Here is a 22,385-nt window from a genome sequence, read left to right on the forward strand (position 1 = left end):
AGTGCGACGAATCTTAATATAACATCGTAAATAAATCAATCCGGTAAAAGACTAAACTAAGTGGTAAAATCAGAAAGTATATTTTTAACATTATATTATCCCGAACTTTGACAGTTCGTAACATAAGGAGAAAATATGGCCGAATTAAGCAAGGAAGAAATGCGTGAGAGACTGGGAAATATTGACAAAATTCGTGATATAATATTTGGCCCTAAACTTAGAGAGTACGAAAATCGTTTTGAAAAGCTAGAATCAGAATTATTCTCTGTTAGACAAGAAACTAAAAATCAAATAGAACAAGTTAAAAGTGCTTTTTCTACAGAACTTCAAGCTACAGTTGATTCTATAGAGAAAAAGATTAGAAATATTAATTTGAATATCCAAAATACTCAAGAAGATGTTGTGGAAACTAAGCAACAAATTGAGCGAGTAAATCGTAAAATTACTACTACGAAAGAAGCTTTAAATGAAATTATTGACGCTCAAACAACTTCTCTACGGGAAGATTTATCACAAACAAGAGATAAACTCCAAAATGATGTTAGTGAATTAAAAACTAAAATATTTGAAGAACTTGAAAAACGCTTTTCCTTACTTAATGATGTGAAAGTCTCACGGGACGACTTAGCAGAAATTATGTTTGAAGTTGGCATGAGAATGAAAAAAACTGAGTTTGTGAGTGAACTAAAACAAGCAGCAGATAAGGATTTAGAAAAAGAGCTTTTAATTTCAGACAACCATCGTAAATGATCGGAATATAGATGGCTTACTTAAACGAAAAATCGACTAATAATTCACAAGATATTAATTATAATCAATCTGTTGAACTGAATACGGAAACAGTTGAACAGTTAAGACGTTTGTTGAAATTATTGGTGGATTTAAACTTAGTTGATTTTCCGGAAGGTTTAACAGCAGAATCAATTAATTCTCAAGAGGATATAGATTTTCAGTCAACGTTAGTTAATCAAACAGAAAATCATCAAAATTTAATCCATCAGACTATAACAAAACAGTTAGAACAAGACAGGGATAAGATTACTGATTTTCTGGAAGATTTAACAGCAGAATCAATTAATTCTCAAGAGAAGATAGATTTTCAGTCAACGGTAGTTAATCAAACAGAAAATCATCAAAATTTAATCTATCAGAGCATCACAAAACAGCTAGAACAAAATCAGCACAACATTACTGATTTTCCGGAAGATTTAACAGCAGAATTAATTAATTCTCAACAGGAGATAGATTTTCAGTCAACGGTAGTTAATCAAACAGAAAATCATCAAAATTTAATCTATCAGAGCATCACAAAACAGCCAGAACAAAATCAGCACAACATTACTGATTTTCCGGAAGATTTAACAGCAGAATCAATTAATTCTCAACAGGAGATAGATTTTCAGTCAACGGTAGTTAATCAAACAGAAAATCATCAAAATTTAATCCATCAGACCATCACAAAACAACCAGAAAAAGACCAGGATAAGATTACTGATAATCCGGAAGATTTAACAGCAGAATCAATTAATTATCAACAGGAGATAGATTTTCAGTCAACTACAGTTAATCAAACAGAAAATCATCAAAATTCAATCCATCAGACCATCACAAAACAACCAGAAAAAGACCAGGATAAGATTACTGATAATCCGGAAGATTTAACAGCAGAATCAATTAATTATCAACAGGAGATAGATTTTCAGTCAACTACAGTTAATCAAACAGAAAATCATCAAAATTCAATCCATCAGACCATCACAAAACAACCAGAAAAAGACCAGGATAAGATTACTGATAATCCGGAAGATTTAACAGCAGAATCAATTAATTATCAACAGGAGATAGATTTTCAGTCAACTACAGTTAATCAAACAGAAAATCATCAAAATTCAATCCATCAGACCATCACAAAACAGCCAGAACAAGACCGGGATAAGATTATTGATGTTGAGGGTAAATCTACATCTACTAATAATCAAGCAGAAGAAGCAGGTATAGAAAAACCATTACTTTTTCCACAAAAATTACCAGAATTATCAGACGAACGCCAACAATATGATGAAGAATTAGAAGCCTTTGAAGCTTTACAAAATATTTTATTTGGCTCTCAATTAGCTAGGTTAATTAGGAAACTAAATACTAGCCAAGGAGTAAAAAATTTTAATTCCAATCAAGATGAATTCAATCATGCACTAACTCCTTTATTCTCACAAAACTTACAATTAGGTCAAACAGAAGAAGAAGTCATAGAGACAATTTATCCAGTTATCGAGCAAGCCATACAAAAAAGATTTAGACAAGACCGACAGGCAATAACTTCATCATTAGCACCATTATTAGCACCCTCAATAGAAACACAAGTTCAACAAGAACCTCAACTAATAGCAGATGCAATAGCACCAATCATAGATATCATTATTAGCAAAAAAATAGAGCAAGACAAACAGTCAATAACTTCATCATTAGCACCATTATTAGCACCCTCAATAGAAACACAAATCAAACAAGAACCTCAAGTAATAGCAGATGCAATAGCACCAATCATAGATATCATTATTAGCAAAAAAACAGAGCAAGACCAACAAGCAATTAGTGAAGTATTAGCACCATTATTACCAGGAGCAATTTCTACTGCAATACAGAATTATCCCCAAGAAATTGCCAAAGCATTAGCACCAGAAATGGGAGCAGCAATTAGAGAACAAATTAGAATAGACCGACGACAAATTTCTCAAGCATTAGCACCAGAAATGGGTAGAGCAATTAAAGATCAAATTACTTTAGAGCCAAATTCTATAGCAGATGCTTTATATCCTGTCATGGGTAGCACTATTTCTAAATATATGGCAGGAGAAGTTCGAGAAATTAACGACAAAATTTCAGAGACTTTTAGCTTAAAAGGAATAAAACGTAAAATTAAAGCAACTTTCCAAGGAGTTTCAGAAGCAGAATTAATCATCTCAGAAATAACGATTTGTACTGTCCAAGCAGTGTTTCTCATCCACAAAGAATCTGGCTTAGTAATTTCTGAAGTTCAACATTCTGGACGAGATAGATTGGAATCAGAAATGCTAGCAGGAATGTTAACAGCTATTAGCAGTTTTGTGAATGATTGTATTGCTCAGTCTGGAGATACTTCTGAACTGAATGAAATTGAATATGGGAATTCAAAAATTATCTTAGAAGTTGCCGGATACTGTTATTTAGCTGTAGTAATAAAAGGACAAACAAACAAGTCATTTATCAAAGAATTACAACAAGTCCTGAGTAACATTGTGATCGATCATGGTAAAGATATTAAAAATTTTGCAGGAGACTCTGATACTATTCCTCCCTCAATTCAGTTGTTATTAAAGTCATTAATGGAAACAGAAGATGTACAAGAAAATCAGAAATTACAAGTTTCTAAAACTCCCACTGCTTTATTAATAGTTTGTGGATTAATTTTGAGTCTAATATTAATACCTTGGGGCATCTATCAATATTACAGTAGACTTTATCGTGGTATTGAAGTAAGAACTAGGGAAGCTTGGTCTAATATTGATGAGTTGGCTATTTATGGAATAGATGCAAAAGTAGAGCGAGGTTCCTTAATTCTCACTGGACAACTGCCAAATCAAAATCTACGAAATAGAGCAGCAAAAATAGCTAAAAAAGAAGCTAGATTCCACAATTTAGAAGTAAATAATCAGATAGTAGCTGTAAGAAGACCCTCAGAAGTAAGTGATGAAGTAGGTAGAATGACAAGAGTCTTAAATCAAATGGATGGTGTGTCCATTAGCACTGAATATGGAGAAGGTAGAGTGATAGTCAAAGGAACAGTAATGGATATGGCAGATTCTCAGATAATTATTCGTAAAATAGAGCAAGTTCCTGGGGTAACATCTGTAATCAGTACAACTAAACTCAGCCCACTTAAGCTGAAAACTCGCATCTACTTTGATATAGGTTCAGCCCAACTTCAGCCTGTATATTTAGATACAATGGCCCAGATTAGAGAATTTCTTACTCAATATCCTCAAAAACATCTTAGGATATTAGGTCATACAGATCGTACTGGCAGTCCCAATCTCAATAGACAATTGGCCCTTGAACGAGCATATACAGTCAGGGACGCTTTGGTGAAACAGGGGGTAGATGCCAGACGATTAGACATAATTGGACAAACAAACTCTCCTCAAGATGTGGAGGACAATCAACCACTATTATTAAGTAGGTGCGTAACATTTGAGTTGTTTGAACCAAATGAAAAAGACAACTAGCTGAAAATATGATATCGAAAAAAATTTGTCTTGTTGGTGATTTTGGTGTGGGAAAAACTAGCCTTATTCGTAAGTTTGTCGATCGACAGTTTAGTGACCAATATCTCTCTACGGTAGGGGTAAAAATTTCTCGTAAAAAAGTTGATTTACCCAAAACAGATGTAGAAAAAAATGATTTTTTGCAGTTATTAATTTGGGATCTAGAAGGTCATACTAAGTTTAAGGCGATCGCTCCTAGTTATTTACAAGGAGCTAGTGGGGCAATAGTTGTAGCAGATGTCACTCGTCAAGAAACTATCGACAATCTTTCGGAAAGATTAGAATTATTTTTATCAGTAAATCCTAAGAGTGTAGCTATTTTGGCTTTGAATAAATCTGATTTAGTTGATGCAGAAATGATCAATCAATTATTATCAAAATTCGAGCATCAGGAAGATAAAAGAGTTATAGCGACATATTCTACATCGGCTAAAACTGGTGATAATGTAGATGATATATTCCATAAATTATCATATAGAATGTTAGAAAAAATAGGATGATTAACGAAGTCAGAAGTCAGTAGGGGTGATTTCCTACGGAATGCTCCGCAAACGCGAATCACCCGTACAGAAGTTATTTTTGTAACGGGTATTTGAGCAACCCTCCAAAAATATTTCGCCTTAAAACCCACATTCCGCACTTCAAGAGCGTAACATAAAAATTAGTATAAAATCCGTAGCTTGCTTAGGTATTTATACTATATAAATTATCTTCATTTACCTTAATCGAGAGTCAAATTCTCAGATTACTTATGCCAGCATAAACACTTACTGAATCCTTGACTCCTATTGACCACTATAATTTACTTCTTACTTCTTACTTCCTTCTTAATGCATGACTTTTGAGTTATACTACATTTTGTGGTGCGGAATGTGGGTTAAAAGGTGGGGTGGCGCAACCCAATCCTGTTTGATAAAATTATCTAATGTTGGCATTTATACCCGCGCTCTCCTGCAAGGGAGCGTCGTATGGGAATGCCAACCCATGCTATAATAAAACTACAAACGTGTTAGTAATAGATCCAAAACATTGAAATCTAGATACAAATATCGCATCTATCCTAATCATATTCAAATAAGCAAATTAAATCAACTTTTTGGCTGTTGTCGATATGTTTGGAATCAAAGTTTAGCATATTGTAATCAACTATATGCTGGTGGTCAAAAGAAACCTAGCTATGTAGATTTAACTAAACAATTCATAACTCAAGCTAAAAAAGAATTGCTTTGGCTGAAAGATGTAGCTTCTACACCACTACAACAATCTTTGAAAGACTTAGATCAGGCATATAAAAACTTTTTTGATAGTCGTACTGGAAAACGTAAAGGAATTCAAGTCAAACCTCCTAGATTTAAGCAAAGAAAGTCTAGGCAAACTGCTAGATTTGTAGGGGCTAATTACAAGATTTGTCAAGACAAAATCTATCTGCCAAAAGTAGGTAATATTAAAATATTTTGGTCAAGAAAGCTGCCATCACAGCCTAGTTCTGTAACTATCATTAAAGATTCATCTAATCGTTATTTTGCTAGTTTTGTTGTAGAAACTTGTTCAGAACATTTGCCAAAGTCTGGTAATTCTATTGGGATTGATTTGGGTATTAACACATTTGCCACATTGAGTAATGGCGAAAAGTTTAAGCTATCATTACCTCTCAAAAAAAACCTCAAGAAATTAGGCAAGTTTCAACGTAAATTTGCCAAAACTCAGCTAGGTAGCAAACGTCGTGAAAAGGCAAGGGTTAGAGTTGCTAAACTGCACGCAAAAGTCAAAGACATTTCCTACGGAATGCTGCGCAAACGTACAGACTTCCTTCACAAGTTATCGACTGATTTAGTTAAAAAATACGACACAATTGTACTAGAAGACTTAAATGTTTCTGGTATGGTTTCCTACGGAATGCTGCGCAAACGTAATCGCAAATTGGCTAAAGCAATTAGTGATTTAGGATGGAGAGAATTTAGAACTTTAACTGAGGCTAAATGCGAGAAATATGGCAGGGAATTTGGAACTATTTCTAGATGGGAACCTACTTCTCAAAAATGCTCTAAGTTGTGGTTTTAAAGGTGGCAAGAAAGAACTAAATGTTAGGGAGTGGACTTGCTTAAATTGTGGCACTTTGCACGATAGCTTACGCTTAACCGGAGGTTATCGTGACATAAACGCTGCTATCAATATTTTAGAAGTTATTCAGCCAAAAACCAAGGTTGAAACTACTGAAGCTAAAGTAATAGAAACTCCTGTACAATTATCACTTTTCAATGAAGTCGCCGAGGGGCACTCGGAGACAATTAAACGGACACGGAGCCGTCGTAAGTCATCCCCTAAAAAGGACGCAAATGGCAATGATGTGTCAACCCGCTCTGAGTCACCAATTCAACTTCGGTTGTTTGATTGATAGATGGGAATCCCGCGCTGTACCGTAGGTCAGCGTCGGGAGGATGTCAAATATGCCAAAATAAATAATAGAAATTACCGATAAATTGTCGTCTAAAGCTTCCCTTTTTAAGGGGATAAAAAAAATAGAATATTCCTGATATCAAGCCTCCTTATTGCAGAGTTACTGTTAGTGTAGTTCCTCCGGAGGAGGCTAACTGATAACTGATATAGCACTATAAGAATTGGGCGCGGACATTTTTCAATCCTAAAATACTTTTACAGTTTGCTATTTCCTGTTCCCTATTCCCTATTCCCTATTCCCTAGCGCGTAGCGCTATAACTGATAACTGAAATGACCCATGATTAACCTATTAAAAAAACTTTTAGCATATCGTCAAATAGAATATTTGATAATTAATTCAGAGTTAAAAATTTTAGAGGTATCTTATGGGTTAAGCAGGTTTGCCGCTCCTCCAGAATTAGCAGTTTTAGGTGAAGATATTCGTAATAGCTTTCCAGAATTAGCAGGAGTTGAAGAAATTTTAGAGGAAGTGATTAATGGGGAGAGAGAAAGTTTTGAATATGAGGGAGTTGCTAGGTCTTCAGAAAATAAATCTCCTCTATATATCAATATATCTATAATTACAGATTTTAATGAAAATATTCGAGAAAAACATTTAGTTGTATTAGTCGAAGATGTAACGGAAAAAATGGTAATGCAGCAGCAGTTAATTCAAAGTTCAAATGAATCTAATCTTTTATTAAGTTCTTTGGCTGCTTCTGAGGATTATATCAATAAAATTCTTACTTCTATGGCGGATGCTTTATTAGTAACAACAAGTTCGGGGATAATTAAAACTGTTAACCGTGCAGCGGAAGTTTTGTTTGATTATACAAAGGAAGAATTGGTAGGTCAAAAGATTTCTATGGTTATTCCCAAAGAAGAATTACTACATAGAGCACGGCAAAAATATTTATTTTTAAAAGAACAAATTTCTCAAGATGTAGAATTAATTTGTCAGAATAAAACAGGAGATAAAATTATTGTTGAACTTTCTTGTTCAGTGATTCAAACCAATGTAGAAGGAATATATAATTTTGTTTATATAGGTAGAGATATTACAGAACGCAAAAAAGAGGAAGAAGAAATACGTCAAGCTTTAGAACAAGAACGAGATTTAAGAGAACTAAGGGGTCGTTTTTTTTCAATGGTGACTCACGAATTTGGTAATCCTCTAAATACGGTATTATTATCTACTCAATTACTAAGATCCTATGAATCGGAAATTACTGAAACTGAAAAAGATCAATATTTAGTATATATTGAAGAGTCTACACAAGAAATGCTTGAATTGTTAAATGATGTCCGATTTATTGGTAAAGCAGATGCTGGAAAATTGAAATATAAACCAGCACCTGTTGATTTGATTAAAGTCTGTTCTCATATTACTGAATCTATGAAAGTTACTGCTAGCGATCGACATATAATAAATTTCAAAGTTAACAAAAAATTCAAACAGAAATCTCAACCTAAGTCGAACAATAATGATGCGATATTCTTCTTGATAGATGAGAAACTAATTCGGCATATCTTAAATAATTTATTATCAAATGCTGTTAAGTATTCACCTAGTGGAGGAGAGGTGAATTTTCAATTGACTTTAAACGATCAAAGAGCTATTTTTCTGATTGAGGATAAAGGAATAGGTATTCCAGTTGAAAATCAAAAAAAATTGTTTGAATCTTTTTACAGAGCAAATAATGTGGGTAAAATAGCAGGGACAGGATTAGGATTAGCAATTGTTAAACAGTGTGTAGACCTTCATAGTGGAACAATAAATTTTGCAAGTGAAGTAGGCAAAGGAACTACTTTCAAAGTTGAAATTCCATTGCAAAGAGTATCATGAAGGAAGAAGGAAGAAGGAAGAAGGAAGAAGTAAGGAGGAAGAAGTAAAGAAGAAGCAAGGAGGAAGAGGGAAGGAGGAAGAAGTAAGGAGGAAGGAAGAAGGAATAGCTTAGTACCTTAATTATCTCAAATATTTTTCGAGTAATAAGCAATAAGAAATAAAGTGAGGAAATCTATAAATTACAGATATAAAATATGATGGAGCCTGGTTTTTATCAAAAGAAATCTCTCGTAGATTTTTTGTGGCATTCATAGGGCAATAATTGCTATTAGATATTTGTTGTAGTGAAAAAAAATCAGTAATTATCGAGGTCAAGAAGGAAGAATAAAGAAGCAATAGGAAGGAAGAAGGAAGAAGGAAGAAGTAAGGAGGAAGAAGTAAAGAAGAAGCAAGGAGGAAGAGGGAAGGAGGAAGAAGTAAGGAGGAAGGAAGAAGGAATAGCTTAGTACCTTAATTATCTCAAATATTTTTCGAGTAATAAGCAATAAGAAATAAAGTGAGGAAATCTATAAATTACAGATATAAAATATGATGGAGACTGGTTTTTATCAAAAGAAATCTCTCGTAGATTTTTTGTGGCATTCATAGGGCAATAATTGCTATTAGATATTTGTTGTAGTGAAAAAAAATCAGTAATTATCGAGGTCAAGAAGGAAGAATAAAGAAGCAATAGGAAGGAAGAAGGAAGAAGGAAGAAGTAAGGAGGAAGAAGTAAAGAAGAAGCAAGGAGGAAGAGGGAAGGGGGAAGAAGTAAGGAGGAAGGAAGAAGGAATAGCTTAGTACCTTAATTATCTCAAATATTTTTCGAGTAATAAGCAATAAGAAATAAAGTGAGGAAATCTATAAATTATAGATATAAAATATGATGGAGACTGGTTTTTATCAAAAGAAATCTCTCGTGGATTTTTTGTGGCATTCATAGGGCAATAATTGCTATTAGATATTTGTTCTAGTGAAAAAAAATCAGTAATTATCGAGGTCAAGAAGGAAGAAGTAAGGAGGAAGGAGGAAGAAGTAAGGAAGAAGCAAGAAGGAAGAGGGAAGGAGGAAGAGGGAAGGAGGAAGGAAGAAGGAATAGCTTAGTACCTTAATTATCTCAAATATTTTTCGAGTAATAAGCAATAAGAAATAAAGTGAGGAAATCTATAAATTACAGATATAAAATATGATGGAGACTGGTTTTTATCAAAAGAAATCTCTCGTAGATTTTTTGTGGCATTCATGGAGTGATAATTGGTATTAGATATTTGTTCTAGTGAAAAAAATATCTGTAATTCTCGAGTTCAAGAAGGAAGAAGAAAGGAGGAATAGTTTAGTACCTTAATTATCTAAAATATTCTAGAAATAAGGAAGAAGAAATAAAGTGAGGAAATTTATATATACTAGACAACTCCAAGAATAAAAAATCAAATCAATTATTGTAGATAAATCATCAATTATTTTCCTATACTCCCTACTCCCTACTCCCTACTCCCTATTTTTATCAATTATTTTCCTCTACTCCCTACTCCCTATTTTGATAAAAATGTGGTAGTTTTTTTATAAATAAAAATATATAGGAAGGAATAACTATGGCTTTAACCGCTTCTACAATGCTGACATTAGCAACTCCAGCTCCAGATTTTAAGTTACAGGACGTAGTTTCCGAGCAAATCATTTCCCTATCAACATTTGAGGGAAAAAAAGCACTCTTAGTCATGTTTATTTGTCGTCATTGTCCATTTGTTAAGCACGTTCAATCAGAACTTGCTAAAATTGGTAAAGATTACGTTCCAAAAAATCTAGGAATAGTCGCTATTAGTTCCAATAATATTGAAGCTCACCCTGATGATTCTCCAGATAAACTAAAGGAAATGGCATTAGAATTAGGGTTTAATTTTCCCTACTGTTTTGATGCAACTCAGGAAGTAGCAAAATCTTATACTGCTGCTTGTACTCCAGACTTTTTCCTATTTGATGCTGATTTTAAATTAGTATATAGAGGACAATTAGATGATAGTCGTCCTAGTAATAATCAACCAGTTACAGGAAGTGATTTAAGAGCAGCTTTAGATGCAGTTTTAGCAGAAAAATCTGTAGGTGAAAAACAACAGCCAAGTATTGGTTGTAATATTAAGTGGAAACCAGGTAATGAACCTTCTTATTTTGGTTAGAATTAAAAGGGATATTTGCAGATAGTTGAGCAGACTGTTCTGATATTCCGGCGTTGCTGAATAAATGTATGATTTGACAGGAGTCAGGAGTCAGGAGTCAGGAGTTAGGAGCCATGTAAGAATAAGTTGTACAAATTTTATCTGGGATAAATTGTGAAATATAGCTTCCATTAAAAAACTGTTCAAGTTATTTTTACACGACTACTTAGGTAATTTTAACATCTGATTTTACTGGGGAATGCTGCGAAAACATACTTCTGATTTCTGACTTCTTGAAACTAAATCCGCAAAGAGTTAGTTACTTTAAAAATCAAGGATTTAATACCATAATTCATGGAGTTTTTGGTAATGGGTGCACTATGTATAAAAGCGAAGTAATGCAAGAAATACTAGAAGCTAACAGTTGTCCTAATTAATGTACAAAACAATGGTTAGTCTGGTTAATTGATGAAGCACATTAACAAGGAATGGAAGTTCATGCTTATCTTGAGAAAGGCATTAAAATCGATAAAAATAGTCCAATTTTTAATTTAGCGATCGCCAAAAAATGGATAGTACCTGGAGTGGATAAAACCTACAATGGAATTGAGCATTATGTCTAAGATGTAGAAGTGGAAGAAGTGGCTAATTTCTTTACCCAAATTTTAGTTGAATTTGTCAAAAAATACCCCAAAATTAATGTCGTTCAATGGGATGATTATTTGGGATATCATGCATAATTACCAGGAAAAGTAGACCGGACGGCTAAGTGAAAAAAATTTACATCTTTCTATACCAGTTAAAAAAAAGAATGCTACAAAAAGGTGAATATGGAGCAGAGATACTTAAAAAGAGCTTCTCCAATTCATTTTAGATATTTATATCTATATATTTTTACCTTTTTTCTTCTTCCTTCTTCCTTCACTTATACCATTTGTAACAAACATCGATCGCCCTTGGTATTAGCTTGTTAAAATTAGACTAAGAACTGCTGTTAAAAATTGAAGTGGGCCTCATTTCTAGTGCAGGATAGCAGAAATAACTGACCAGTTACAAAATCCTAAAACAATACAAATCAAAAATGATTGACTTTTAACTTCCGCGTAGCGGCACTAGGTCTTGTGACACATACATACATTGAAAAAATAGTAGTTATTTCCATCCAACTTCATCCCAAATTTATATATGAATTTAAGGCTCAATCAATCTAGGAAAATTACCATACAGCTAAATAACTTAATCATAGATTGATTATAAAAATCACCGAGAAGAAGAGTTAAGATAGTAATAAGCTGAAAATGATAAAATGAATAACTAGGGAAGTTTCTGAGGATAATAAAAATGGCTATAAAATTACAAAGACCAATATTAGTAGGAGGTATCGGATTATCTCTACTTTTATGGTTATTAGATAGTGTCCAGAATTCTGTAGCAGAATTTGGTGGAGCTACCATGTTAGGAATTATGGCAGCAGGTCTAGGGGTTTTGTTGTTAAAAAAACCAAAGTCTAAAACACTCGATAAACCTACTATAATTGCACCACCAACAAAAGAAGCAGCAGAGGAAGCGATCGCTTTATCAACTACTACTATAGATAAGATTTATCAGGAAATAAAAAGTACTAATAAATCTGAAAAAATTAGTCAATTACGTCAACAAGCAACCACACTTACTAAGGAACTAGAAAGAAAAGAATTAAGTATAGTAGTGACTGGTTATCGAGGAGTAGGTAAAACTTCTGTAGCTGAAATCTTGAAGTCTCAATACCTATCCACTAATTCTCAAAAGTTAGAAATTAGGGATATAACATGGCAGCAAGAATGGATAACAACAGATGAGAATATTCAACTTAATCCTCTTTCACCTTACGACCTAATCTTATTTGTTATTACAGGTGACTTAACAGACTCAGAATATCAAGCATTATCAAAACTAACATCTCTCGGTCAAAGTTTTATCCTAGTTTGGAATAAACAAGACCAATATTTGCCAGACCAAAAACCCCAGATATTACAGAAACTGAAAGAGACTTTATCTACTATTAACTCAGAAGAAAATCTAGTAGGAATTTCTGCCAAACCTAACTCTGTTAAAGTACGAAAACATCAGCAAGATGGCACTATTAAAGAATCTACAGAACAACCATTACCAGAAATATCTGGATTGGTCGAAAAATTGAATCAAACATTAGAAAAAGAAACAGAAAAATTAGTCTGGGCAACTACTAAAAGAAAAGCAGAAATAGTTACACTCGAAGCAAAGAGTATATTAAATCAGGTCAGACGAGAACGTGCTATTCCTATAATTGAACAGTATCAATGGATAGCTGCAGCAACAGCATTTGCTAATCCAGTTCCAGCTTTAGATTTATTAGCAACAGCAGCTATAAATGCTCAATTAATAGTAGATTTAAGTGCTATATATGAGCAAAAATTTTCCCTCGAACAAGGCAAACAAGTAGCGGGAACTATCGCAGAGCTAATGCTAAAATTAGGCTTAGTAGAACTTTCGACAAAAACATTAACTACTATTCTGAAAAGTAATAGTGTGACTTTTGTAGCAGGTGGTGCAGTTCAAGCTGTAAGTGCTGCTTATCTAACAAGAGTCGCAGGTATTAGTTTAGTAGAATATTTTCAAACTCAAACAAATAGTAATTCTCTGAATATAGAAAAATTAAGCAAAATTCTACAAAGTGTATTTAGCCAAACTCAACAAAATAATTTCTTGAAGTCTTTTGTAACTCAGGTAATGAGTCATATTTTGCCAGAGGAGAAAAAATCAGAAGTTGTCTCAACTCCAGTACAATAACATGGCAATAAATAGTAAATGCCTCTGTTAAATAGACATCTCCAAAAATCCAAAATCAAATCAATTCTTATCTATAAAATTATCAATTATTTCTCCCTGTTCCTTATTGCCTGCTCCCTCCTTTGGAGGAGATGTCTAATAATTAGTATATTGAAAATTTTTCAGGGGCGACTATTACCGGAAAATACTAGCAGATATAAACTGAGCAAAATATTTCTCAACTTCCACAGATATTAATTTTGTGAAAGTTGAGAAATTAGGATAAATTCTGCAATAAATAGTAATGACCTCTGTGGAATAATTAGTATATTGAGAATTTTTAGGGGCAACTATTATCTGAGAAGACTAGCAGATATAAACTGAACAAAATATTTCTATATTTCCACAGATATTAATTTTGTGAAAGTTGAGAAATTAGTATATTGAGAATTTTTCAGGGGCAACTATTATCTGAGAAGACTAGCAGATATAAACTGAACAAAATATTTCTATATTTCCACAGATATTAATTTTGTGAAAGTTGAGAAATTAGGAAAAATTATTCAAAATATTTCCCTAATCCTACAAAATTTCCACAGATACTAATTTTTGTGAGAGTTGAGAAATTAGGATAAATTCTGCAATAAATAGTAATGACCTCTGTGGAATAATTAGTATATTGAGAATTTTTAGGGGCGACTATTATCTGAGAAGACTAGCAGATATAAACTGAACAAAATATTTCTATATTTCCACAGATATTAATTTTGTGAAAGTTGAGAAATTAGTATATTGAGAATTTTTCAGGGGCAACTATTATCTGAGAAGACTAGCAGATATAAACTGAACAAAATATTTCTATATTTCCACAGATATTAATTTTGTGAAAGTTGAGAAATTAGGAAAAATTATTCAAAATATTTCCCTAATCCTACAAAATTTCCACAGATACTAATTTTTGTGAGAGTTGAGAAATTAGGATAAATTCTGCAATAAATAGTAATGACCTCTGTGGAATAATTAGTATATTGAGAATTTTTCAGGGGCGACTATTATCTGAGAAGACTAACAGATACGAACTGAACAAAATATTTCCCTACTCCCACAGATACTAATTTTTGTGAGAGTTGAGAAATTAGGATAAATTCTGCAATAAATAGTAATGACCTCTGTGGAATAATTAGTATATTGAGAATTTTTCAGGGGCAACTATTATCTGAGAAGACTAACAGATATAAACTGAACAAAATATTTCTATATTTCCACAGATATTAATTTTGTGAAAGTTGAGAAATTAGTATATTGAGAATTTTTCAGGGGCGACTATTATCTGAGAAGACTAACAGATATGAACTGAACAAAATATTTCCCTACTCCCACAGATACTAATTTTTGTGAGAGTTGAGAAATTAGGATAAATTCTGCAATAAATAGTAATGACCTCTGTGGAATAATTAGTATATTGAGAATTTTTAGGGGCAACTATTATCTGAGAAGACTAACAGATATGAACTGAACAAAATATTTCCCTACTCCCACAGATACTAATTTTTGTGAGAGTTGAGAAATTAGGAAAAATTCTGTAATAAATAGTAATGACCTCTGTGGAATAATTAGTATATTGAGAATTTTTAGGGGCAACTATTATCTGAGAAGACTAACAGATATGAACTGAACAAAATATTTCCCTACTCCCACAGATACTAATTTTTGTGAGAGTTGAGAAATTAGGATAAATTCTGCAATAAATAGTAATGACCTCTGTGGAATAATTAGTATATTGAGAATTTTTTAGGGGCAACTATTATCTGAGAAGACTAACAGATATGAACTGAACAAAATATTTCTATATTTCCACAGATATTAATTTTGTGAAAGTTGAGAAATTAGGAAAAATTATTCAAAATATTTCCCTAATCCTACAAAATTTCCACAGATACTAATTTTTGTGAGAGTTGAGAAATTAGGAAAAATTCTGCAATAAATAGTAATGACCTCTGTGGAATAATTAGTATATTGAGAATTTTTAGGGGCAACTATTATCTGAGAAGACTAGCAAATATAAACTGAACAAAATATTTCTATATTTCCACAGATATTAATTTTGTGAAAGTTGAGAAATTAGTATATTGAGAATTTTTCAGGGGCGACTATTATCTGAGAAGACTAACAGATACGAACTGAACAAAATATTTCCCTACTCCCACAGATACTAATTTTTGTGAGAGTTGAGAAATTAGGATAAATTCTGCAATAAATAGTAATGACCTCTGTGGAATAATTAGTATATTGAGAATTTTTTAGGGGCAACTATTATCTGAGAAGACTAACAGATATGAACTGAACAAAATATTTCCCTACTCCCACAGATACTAATTTTTGTGAGAGTTGAGAAATTAGGATAAATTCTGTAATAAATAGTAATGACCTCTGTGGAATAATTAGTATATTGAGAATTTTTAGGGGCAACTATTATCTGAGAAGACTAACAGATATGAACTGAACAAAATATTTCCCTACTCCCACAGATACTAATTTTTGTGAGAGTTGAGAAATTAGGATAAATTCTGTAATAAATAGTAATGACCTCTGTGGAATAATTAGTATATTGAGAATTTTTAGGGGCAACTATTATCTGAGAAGACTAACAGATATGAACTGAACAAAATATTTCTATATTTCCACAGATATTAATTTTGTGAAAGTTGAGAAATTAGGAAAAATTATTCAAAATATTTCCCTAATCCTACAAAATTTCCACAGATACTAATTTTTGTGAGAGTTGAGAAATTAGGAAAAATTCTGTAATAAATAGTAATGACCTCTGTGGAATAATTAGTATATTGAGAATTTTTAGGGGCAACTATTATCTGAGAAGACTAACAGATATGAGCTGAACAAAATATTTCCCTACTCCCACAAAATTTCCACAGATACTAATTTTTGTGAGAGTTGAGAAATTAGGAAAAATTCTGCAATAAATAGTAATGACCTCTGCTGAATAATTAGTATATTGAGAATTTTTAGGGGCAACTATTATCTGAGAAGACTAACAGATATGAACTGAACAAAATATTTCTATATTTCCACAGATATTAATTTTGTGAAAGTTGAGAAATTAGTATATTGAGAATTTTTCAGGGGCAACTATTATCTGAGAAGACTAACAGATATGAACTGAACAAAATATTTCCCTACTCCCACAGATACTAATTTTTGTGAGAGTTGAGAAATTAGGAAAAATTCTGCAATAAATAGTAATGACCTCTGTGGAATAATTAGTATATTGAGAATTTTTAGGGGCAACTATTATCTGAGAAGACTAACAGATATAAACTGAACAAAATATTTCTATATTTCCACAGATAGTCAATTTTGTGAAAATTGAGAAATGAATTTGTCTCAACTCCGGCGTAATAATATGGTAATAGGAAATATATATTTGCGCTAAATAACCAGTAAATCTGCAATTTTTAGGGAGTATCTAACAACCTACTGATAAATAAAAATATGACTCAATGGTAAATTTACTGTGTTGCACAGTGACGAATGATTTGACATTTTTGATGAACATAATTTTGGATTTGAGAATTGCCAGAATGATGAATATTAGGTTTTTAGAGTCAAATTATCAACTAATTTTTGGCAATATCATTCCATAATGTGCAACCCCAAATTTACAAATAATTTTACCTATTCAGACAAAGAATAACTGAGAATTACTGAAACACATTTAGTGGAAAAGCAAAAAAAGAGTCTACTAATATGTATAGACTCTTTGCATCTGTTCTACAATTAATTAATCAGGTGTGAGTGGTTAACCATCACTACCTGGGTAGTCAGTATAAGGATAAGGAAGTGGTTGTGAAAAACTCTCTTCGTACATTAAGTCTTGAATATCGGAGATTTTATCGTAATTTTCATCAATAATTTTGTCAACCTTATCCCTTAATAATTGTTCCCAATTTTTGAAGCGTGCCAAATTTTCATAGTCTTCTTCATTTATTGCTACTTCCAATAAACTCTGTCTAAAGTCATAGGAGCTATATTTATCTATTTGAGCATAATTTTCTTTGATAATTTCTTTGATTTTACCTCTTATACCATTTCTCTGTAACAATGCGCTTAATAATTGTTGCTCATGCCTTATTACGCTGACTATTCTCATCTTTATATTAAGTGCAACTTCATGGAGAAATGGTATTACCGAATAATTAAGGTTTAAAGCGTCTCCTTTAAAGGAGAAACAAGAAAAAAATTTCCCTACCGCGTCAATTCTCTTCTTTTCAAAGAGAGGTAATTATTAATTATTAATTATTAATTGTTGAATAATTCTTCCCAATTTCTGAGACTTACTAAATTATCAAAATCTTCTTGCTCAATATCTACTTGTAATAACCCTGTCTGAAAAAAATCTTTTCTTCTTTTACTCTGAGTAATTTGATAACTATTTTTTTGAGAATTTGTTTAATCTCAGCTCTTACCAAACTTTCCCAATTTAATAGACATTCCAGATAGCTCATAGATTGACTATCTATCACTATTGCCAACTCTAAATTATTGGAATTTTCACTCATGTTTATCTCAAAAACTCAACTTATACCAATTATAAATTTTCTTCTCTAGACTCAATGAGGAGTATTCCAGAAATTATGCCAATTGATTTGATAGAATTATATAGCAATTCCCAAAAAGCGTGAGGTACAAAATTCTTTGGTTTTAGGGAGTAGGGAGTAGGGAGTAGGGAGTAGGGAGTAGGGAGTAGTAATTCTGGTTCCCTAAGAATCGATAAAGAAGAAAAAAACGTAAGTATTCAGCTAGCTCGCATTCAGCTTTTAGCTCTTTCATAAATCATGAATATACACTGCTAAGGTCAAGGTTAGTTGTTTTTTTCAATACTTTGAATTATCCTTAAACCTCTCAATACTAATTCCTCCTATCAAGGCAGTGAATTAATAGCTGATTGCTGATTGCTGACCGCTGTTTGCGCAGCATTCCGTAGGAAATGCTTACAAAAAAACTGTACTTCATTAGCTTGGGAAACGCTATATCATTACTAATAATACTTTGATTTCTTGTAAGCATTTAACTGATAACTGAAATAATCTTGAATAACTCAAATATCTACCCAGAAATAGTGACAGAATATTCTCAATCTCCAGAAAATTACCAGAAACAAGGTCAACAACACTGGAAACGTGCTAGGGCAAGTTTACGAAAAGCTCTAAATAGATATTCTGGTTTGCAAAATACTGCCCAAAAAACAACCACTTCTGAATTTTCATCCTCCTTAAAAACTCAATTAGATTTATTAAAATCCAATATTGATAAGCTAGACCAAGGAGTAATTCAAATAGCAGTTTTTGGTCTTGTCAGTCGTGGTAAATCAGCAGTTTTAAATGCTTTATTAAGTGAAAAAATATTAGAAACAGGTCCTCTAAATGGTGTTACTCAATGGCCTCGTACTATTAGATGGACACCTAATATTTTCATTAATTCTCATCAACAAGAGAAAGCAAAAATAGATTTAATAGATACTCCTGGATTAGATGAAGTAGCAGGTCAAGTTCGTGGAGAAATGGCTAAGGAAGTTACTAGGAAAGCAGATTTAATTCTATTTGTTGTTTCTGGGGATCTTACCCGTACTGAATATGATGCTTTGCGTGAATTAAGGAAGGCTAAAAAACCACTAATTTTAGTGTTTAATAAAATTGATTTATATACAGAAGCTGAACGAGAAGATATTTATCATAATTTGCAAAATATTGCTGTGGATAAATCAGAAGAATTAGAAGATATTTATCCTCCGACAGAAGTAGTAATGGTCTCAGCAGAACCAGCTCCTATACCTGTAAGAATTGAATGGTCTGATGGTAATGTGACTCACGAATGGGAAACTCCGTCGCCTCAAATAGATCCGTTGAAACAAAAAATAATTACTATTTTAGAGCGGGAAGGGCGGTCGCTTTTAGCGTTAAATGCGTTAGTACAAGCAAGAGAAGCTGAGGTAACTATTGCTCATAAAACTGTTAAGATTAAACAAGATGAAGCTGATGATTTAATTTGGGATTTTGCTAAGTATAAAGCTTTAGCTGTTGCTCTTAATCCTGTTGCTATTATTGATGTGATGGGAACTACTGTAATAGATTTAGCTTTAATTCGCTCTTTGTCTCGTCTCTATAATTTGCCTATGACTAGCTATGAAGCGGGTAAACTTTGGAAAGTAATTATATTTAGTGAAGGTGGTATGTTATTAGGGGAGTTGGGTAGTAGTTTGTTATTGGGTTTAGGAAAGGTTGGTGTTACTTCTTATGCAGGGGTTGCTATTACTCAAGCTTCTATAGGAGCTTATGGGACTTATGCTATTGGTAGAGCTACTAAGGTTTATTTGGAAAAGGGTTGTACTTGGGGACCTTTGGGACAAGATATAGTTATTCAGGATATTTTAAATCAGGTTGAACCAGATACTATTATTTATCGTTTACAACAGGAATTATTTGAAGGAAGAAGCAAGAAGCAAGAAGGAAGAAGTTATTGAAGAAGGAAGAAGCAAGAAGGAAGAAGTAAGAAGCAAGAAGTTAATAAATTTTATGGAATTATTTAATCAAGAAGGGAGAAGGAAGAAGGAAAAATCTTATGTTGTTTTAGTTTTAAGCTTTTGATTTTTCCTAACCTTTCCTTCGACTGCTATACTTTTCCCGAACTTCTCCACTCCCCTACTCCTTTTACCGAAAAATTCAGGTATAAAACCTCTCCATTCATTGAGAAAAAAGGAAAAAAAATCCTTTGATCCAATTCTCTTATTTTATAAGAAGAGGTAATTCTAAATTCGCGCATTCTAAATTCTAAATTCTTGAATCAGATTTATCTATTTCAGAAATAGCTTTATCGTAGCGATAGAACTCCGTTCCGCTGTCGCGATCGCGAAGTTCTGGAGATAAATCATTTCGTTCCATTTCTGTCTCTTTAATTTTGGGTTTTTGTTGATTAGTTTCATAGTGAGGAGAACCAATTTTTGTCTTTGCTTCTCGTACAAATTTGATTTCTTCAGCTAAGTCAAAAGGGGAAACTTTTTGAGCTTCTCTTTCTCTCATCACTGCTCGACTTGCTGCTGCAATTACAACGTTTAAAATATCACCTCCAGCAAGTTCTTCTGACTCGTTTGCTAACCATTCTAGATTTACATCTTTTGTGATTGGTACTTCTTTTGGCAGTAGATATTGCCATAGTTTAATGCGACATTCTTTGTCTGGTAATTCAAACTCAATATGTGCCAAAATTCGGCGCACAAATGCACCATCATAATTTTTTGCGAGGTTAGTGGCAAAAATTACAACTCCATCAAATTTATCTAACTGAAGTAACATTACAGAACGACTAACATTAACTCCATGATCGGAACTTTGAGTGACATTAGTTAATCTTTTTCCCAAGATAGAGTCAGCTTCATCAAAGAATAAAACTGAATCGGTTTCTTTCGCCTTGTTAAAAGCTGCCGTAATATTTTTTGGCGTTTCACCCACATATTTAGACTCAATTTCTGCATAGTTAACTTTGATAATTTTTTCTCTAAAAAGTGAGCGATCGCTTCTGCACAAAAGGTTTTACCTGTACCTGGTAATCCAAATAAATTAATTGCGGTACGCTTACCACGGGGGTCAATACTTTTTAAGTTCCATTGGTGATATAAAATATCGTGATATTTAATTCTATTCAGTGCTGTATCAATTCTATTTTTGACAGTTGAGGGAAGTATTAGATTGTCTAAACTTTTCTGAGGTTCTTCTGGAATAAACATTTCCATTCTGTTTATTTCAGTTGTTTTATCAGAGGAGTTATTATTGGGAGTTTGTTCGGGAGATTTGTTTTGATTTGTACTTTTTATTTCCTCTGTATTTGCATTTGTAGTTGTTTTTCTTTCCCATCCTGCGGGCATAAATTAATTCTCCTTATAATAATTTGCTAAATATTGAACAATTAAGTAGTTAGTTAAAAAAAATCAACTCTTAGACACTTTTCCCAGGCAAAAACTAATTTCTTCTTAGTCAAGTAAATCCATAATACCGCGCTCAAAATATCCTCTTTCTTTAAGTTGCTTTTTAACATCTTCATCATCTATTTCACTCATCTCATATTCAGTTTCCGAGATGATAACTGCCCCTGTTTTTTCAGTCTTAGCAAAAATTCTGGAACGTACAGTACCAGCGATTGAATCTAACTTAACCCAAGCATCCATTAAAGCACTTTTTTCCAAACCTTGTTGACGTAACCATTTAGCAACTGTTTCTCGTATATCATCCCATAATTGAACAACAATTAATGTTCCTACTGCTGCTGCTACTAACATACCTACTGCTACTAACCAACGCATAATATTTACTCTCCTAAATTTATTAGTTATCCCAAGGAAAATCCCACGGACGAGTCACTAGATTACTACTACTTCTGAGAAATTCAGACCTAATTGTTTCTGGTAGTTCATCCCATTTCCAATTCTTAGAAACGGCAAAAGATGTACCGTTACTGTAATCTACACTTAGACGAATTTCTACATCATTAAAAGATGATAATTTCGTAAAAGTTAATCTAGCAGAATTAACGATTTCACGAATCCTAGCAATTATTGTAGGATTTCCTGAACCCCGAATAGTTTGTAATATTTTTTGACTGGATTTGCCTAATTTTTCTGCTAATGATATGGCTAATCTTTCCTCAAACCACCTATCAATATTCCTGCGATTTTCTGTTTCACTTTGTTTGGTTAAAAAATAGATACCTATGCCTACTGCTACAACTGCAACGATAGAAATAGTAAGCCAGTCAACTTTGATTTGAGTCATTTTTATTCGCCTTAAATACTTAATTTTTTTTGATTCAAACAT

The 22,385-nt window shown here is 32.7% G+C and carries 17 protein-coding genes and 1 pseudogene; 13 read left to right on the forward strand and 5 right to left on the reverse strand.

The genetic code is table 11. The features are described from left to right. Positions 1-135 precede the first annotated feature (135 nt). The 11 genes from SAGCYANO_RS17455 (at position 136) to SAGCYANO_RS17500 (ending at position 13,524) form a co-directional block, all read left to right on the forward strand. Entirely contained in the window at positions 136-750 is a 615-nt protein-coding gene (locus SAGCYANO_RS17455; protein ID WP_202221246.1) for a hypothetical protein, read from the forward strand. A gap of 11 nt (positions 751-761) precedes the next feature. Then, positions 762-4,262 (forward strand): OmpA family protein, encoded by a 3,501-nt coding sequence (locus SAGCYANO_RS17460; protein ID WP_202221247.1) that lies wholly within the window; start codon positions 762-764, stop codon positions 4,260-4,262. Between the two features lie 8 nt (positions 4,263-4,270). Continuing rightward, on the forward strand, positions 4,271-4,801 hold the full coding sequence (locus SAGCYANO_RS17465) for a Rab family GTPase (RefSeq protein ID WP_202221248.1): 531 nt from the start codon (positions 4,271-4,273) through the stop codon (positions 4,799-4,801). A 529-nt stretch (positions 4,802-5,330) separates the two neighbouring features. After that, entirely contained in the window at positions 5,331-6,362 is a 1,032-nt protein-coding gene (locus SAGCYANO_RS17470) for a transposase (RefSeq protein ID WP_237396270.1), read from the forward strand. Continuing rightward, positions 6,304-6,696, forward strand: a complete 393-nt coding sequence (locus tag SAGCYANO_RS44850) for a transposase (RefSeq protein WP_237396272.1) — start codon at positions 6,304-6,306, stop codon at positions 6,694-6,696. Before SAGCYANO_RS17470 ends, SAGCYANO_RS44850 begins: the two co-directional genes overlap by 59 nt. A gap of 340 nt (positions 6,697-7,036) precedes the next feature. Next, positions 7,037-8,584 carry an ATP-binding protein gene (locus SAGCYANO_RS17475; protein ID WP_202221249.1) on the forward strand — a complete coding sequence of 516 codons (1,548 nt, stop codon included), beginning with the start codon at positions 7,037-7,039 and terminating at the stop codon, positions 8,582-8,584. After that, positions 8,556-8,696: a hypothetical protein gene (locus tag SAGCYANO_RS17480; protein WP_202221250.1), complete on the forward strand. Its 141-nt coding sequence runs from the start codon at positions 8,556-8,558 to the stop codon at positions 8,694-8,696. Before SAGCYANO_RS17475 ends, SAGCYANO_RS17480 begins: the two co-directional genes overlap by 29 nt. 818 nt (positions 8,697-9,514) lie before the next feature. Next, positions 9,515-9,667, forward strand: a complete 153-nt coding sequence (locus SAGCYANO_RS17485) for a hypothetical protein (RefSeq protein ID WP_202221251.1) — start codon at positions 9,515-9,517, stop codon at positions 9,665-9,667. Positions 9,668-10,155: 488 nt separating this feature from the next. Beyond that, positions 10,156-10,737: a thioredoxin family protein gene (locus SAGCYANO_RS17490; protein ID WP_202221252.1), complete on the forward strand. Its 582-nt coding sequence runs from the start codon at positions 10,156-10,158 to the stop codon at positions 10,735-10,737. Positions 10,738-11,204: 467 nt separating this feature from the next. Then, on the forward strand, positions 11,205-11,339 hold the full coding sequence (locus SAGCYANO_RS50425; RefSeq protein ID WP_375339957.1) for a hypothetical protein: 135 nt from the start codon (positions 11,205-11,207) through the stop codon (positions 11,337-11,339). Positions 11,340-12,057: 718 nt separating this feature from the next. After that, on the forward strand, positions 12,058-13,524 hold the full coding sequence (locus SAGCYANO_RS17500) for a DUF697 domain-containing protein (protein WP_202221253.1): 1,467 nt from the start codon (positions 12,058-12,060) through the stop codon (positions 13,522-13,524). A gap of 3,796 nt (positions 13,525-17,320) precedes the next feature. Here the strand turns inward: SAGCYANO_RS17500 and SAGCYANO_RS17505 are convergent. Both SAGCYANO_RS17505 and SAGCYANO_RS17510 read right to left on the reverse strand, forming a co-directional pair. Next, complete coding sequence (locus SAGCYANO_RS17505) at positions 17,321-17,671, reverse strand: hypothetical protein (protein ID WP_237396273.1); 351 nt, start codon at positions 17,669-17,671, stop codon at positions 17,321-17,323. A gap of 217 nt (positions 17,672-17,888) precedes the next feature. Next, a complete protein-coding gene (locus tag SAGCYANO_RS17510) occupies positions 17,889-18,080 on the reverse strand; it encodes a hypothetical protein (protein WP_202221255.1) in 192 nt (63 codons plus the stop codon). 560 nt (positions 18,081-18,640) lie between these two features. Here SAGCYANO_RS17510 and SAGCYANO_RS17515 point away from each other — a divergent pair. Next, entirely contained in the window at positions 18,641-20,041 is a 1,401-nt protein-coding gene (locus SAGCYANO_RS17515) for a GTP-binding protein (protein ID WP_202221311.1), read from the forward strand. Beyond that, positions 20,001-20,165 carry a hypothetical protein gene (locus tag SAGCYANO_RS17520; RefSeq protein ID WP_202221256.1) on the forward strand — a complete coding sequence of 55 codons (165 nt, stop codon included), beginning with the start codon at positions 20,001-20,003 and terminating at the stop codon, positions 20,163-20,165. Before SAGCYANO_RS17515 ends, SAGCYANO_RS17520 begins: the two co-directional genes overlap by 41 nt. A gap of 183 nt (positions 20,166-20,348) precedes the next feature. Here the strand turns inward: SAGCYANO_RS17520 and SAGCYANO_RS50430 are convergent. The 3 genes and pseudogenes from SAGCYANO_RS50430 to SAGCYANO_RS17535 all read right to left on the reverse strand — a co-directional run bounded on the left by SAGCYANO_RS50430 (position 20,349) and on the right by SAGCYANO_RS17535 (position 22,343). Further along, a pseudogene (locus SAGCYANO_RS50430) lies at positions 20,349-21,439 on the reverse strand (ATP-binding protein). Positions 21,440-21,544: 105 nt separating this feature from the next. Next, complete coding sequence (locus tag SAGCYANO_RS17530) at positions 21,545-21,874, reverse strand: hypothetical protein (RefSeq protein ID WP_202221258.1); 330 nt, start codon at positions 21,872-21,874, stop codon at positions 21,545-21,547. A 22-nt stretch (positions 21,875-21,896) separates the two neighbouring features. Further along, positions 21,897-22,343 (reverse strand): hypothetical protein, encoded by a 447-nt coding sequence (locus tag SAGCYANO_RS17535; RefSeq protein WP_202221259.1) that lies wholly within the window; start codon positions 22,341-22,343, stop codon positions 21,897-21,899. Positions 22,344-22,385 lie beyond the last annotated feature (42 nt).

This window comes from Okeania sp. KiyG1, assembly GCF_014132355.1.
In the GTDB taxonomy this organism is placed as follows: domain Bacteria; phylum Cyanobacteriota; class Cyanobacteriia; order Cyanobacteriales; family Microcoleaceae; genus Okeania.

Coding starts and splice junctions, on each gene's coding strand:
- SAGCYANO_RS17475 (WP_202221249.1), top strand. CDS start 7,037: ATGATTAACCTATTAAAAAAACTTTTAGCATATCGTCAAATAGAATAT.
- SAGCYANO_RS50425 (WP_375339957.1), top strand. CDS start 11,205: ATGGAAGTTCATGCTTATCTTGAGAAAGGCATTAAAATCGATAAAAAT.
- SAGCYANO_RS17455 (WP_202221246.1), top strand. CDS start 136: ATGGCCGAATTAAGCAAGGAAGAAATGCGTGAGAGACTGGGAAATATT.
- SAGCYANO_RS17505 (WP_237396273.1), bottom strand. CDS start 17,671: ATGAGAATAGTCAGCGTAATAAGGCATGAGCAACAATTATTAAGCGCA.
- SAGCYANO_RS17500 (WP_202221253.1), top strand. CDS start 12,058: ATGGCTATAAAATTACAAAGACCAATATTAGTAGGAGGTATCGGATTA.
- SAGCYANO_RS17535 (WP_202221259.1), bottom strand. CDS start 22,343: ATGACTCAAATCAAAGTTGACTGGCTTACTATTTCTATCGTTGCAGTT.
- SAGCYANO_RS17460 (WP_202221247.1), top strand. CDS start 762: ATGGCTTACTTAAACGAAAAATCGACTAATAATTCACAAGATATTAAT.
- SAGCYANO_RS17490 (WP_202221252.1), top strand. CDS start 10,156: ATGGCTTTAACCGCTTCTACAATGCTGACATTAGCAACTCCAGCTCCA.
- SAGCYANO_RS17530 (WP_202221258.1), bottom strand. CDS start 21,874: ATGCGTTGGTTAGTAGCAGTAGGTATGTTAGTAGCAGCAGCAGTAGGA.
- SAGCYANO_RS17465 (WP_202221248.1), top strand. CDS start 4,271: ATGATATCGAAAAAAATTTGTCTTGTTGGTGATTTTGGTGTGGGAAAA.
- SAGCYANO_RS17510 (WP_202221255.1), bottom strand. CDS start 18,080: ATGAGTGAAAATTCCAATAATTTAGAGTTGGCAATAGTGATAGATAGT.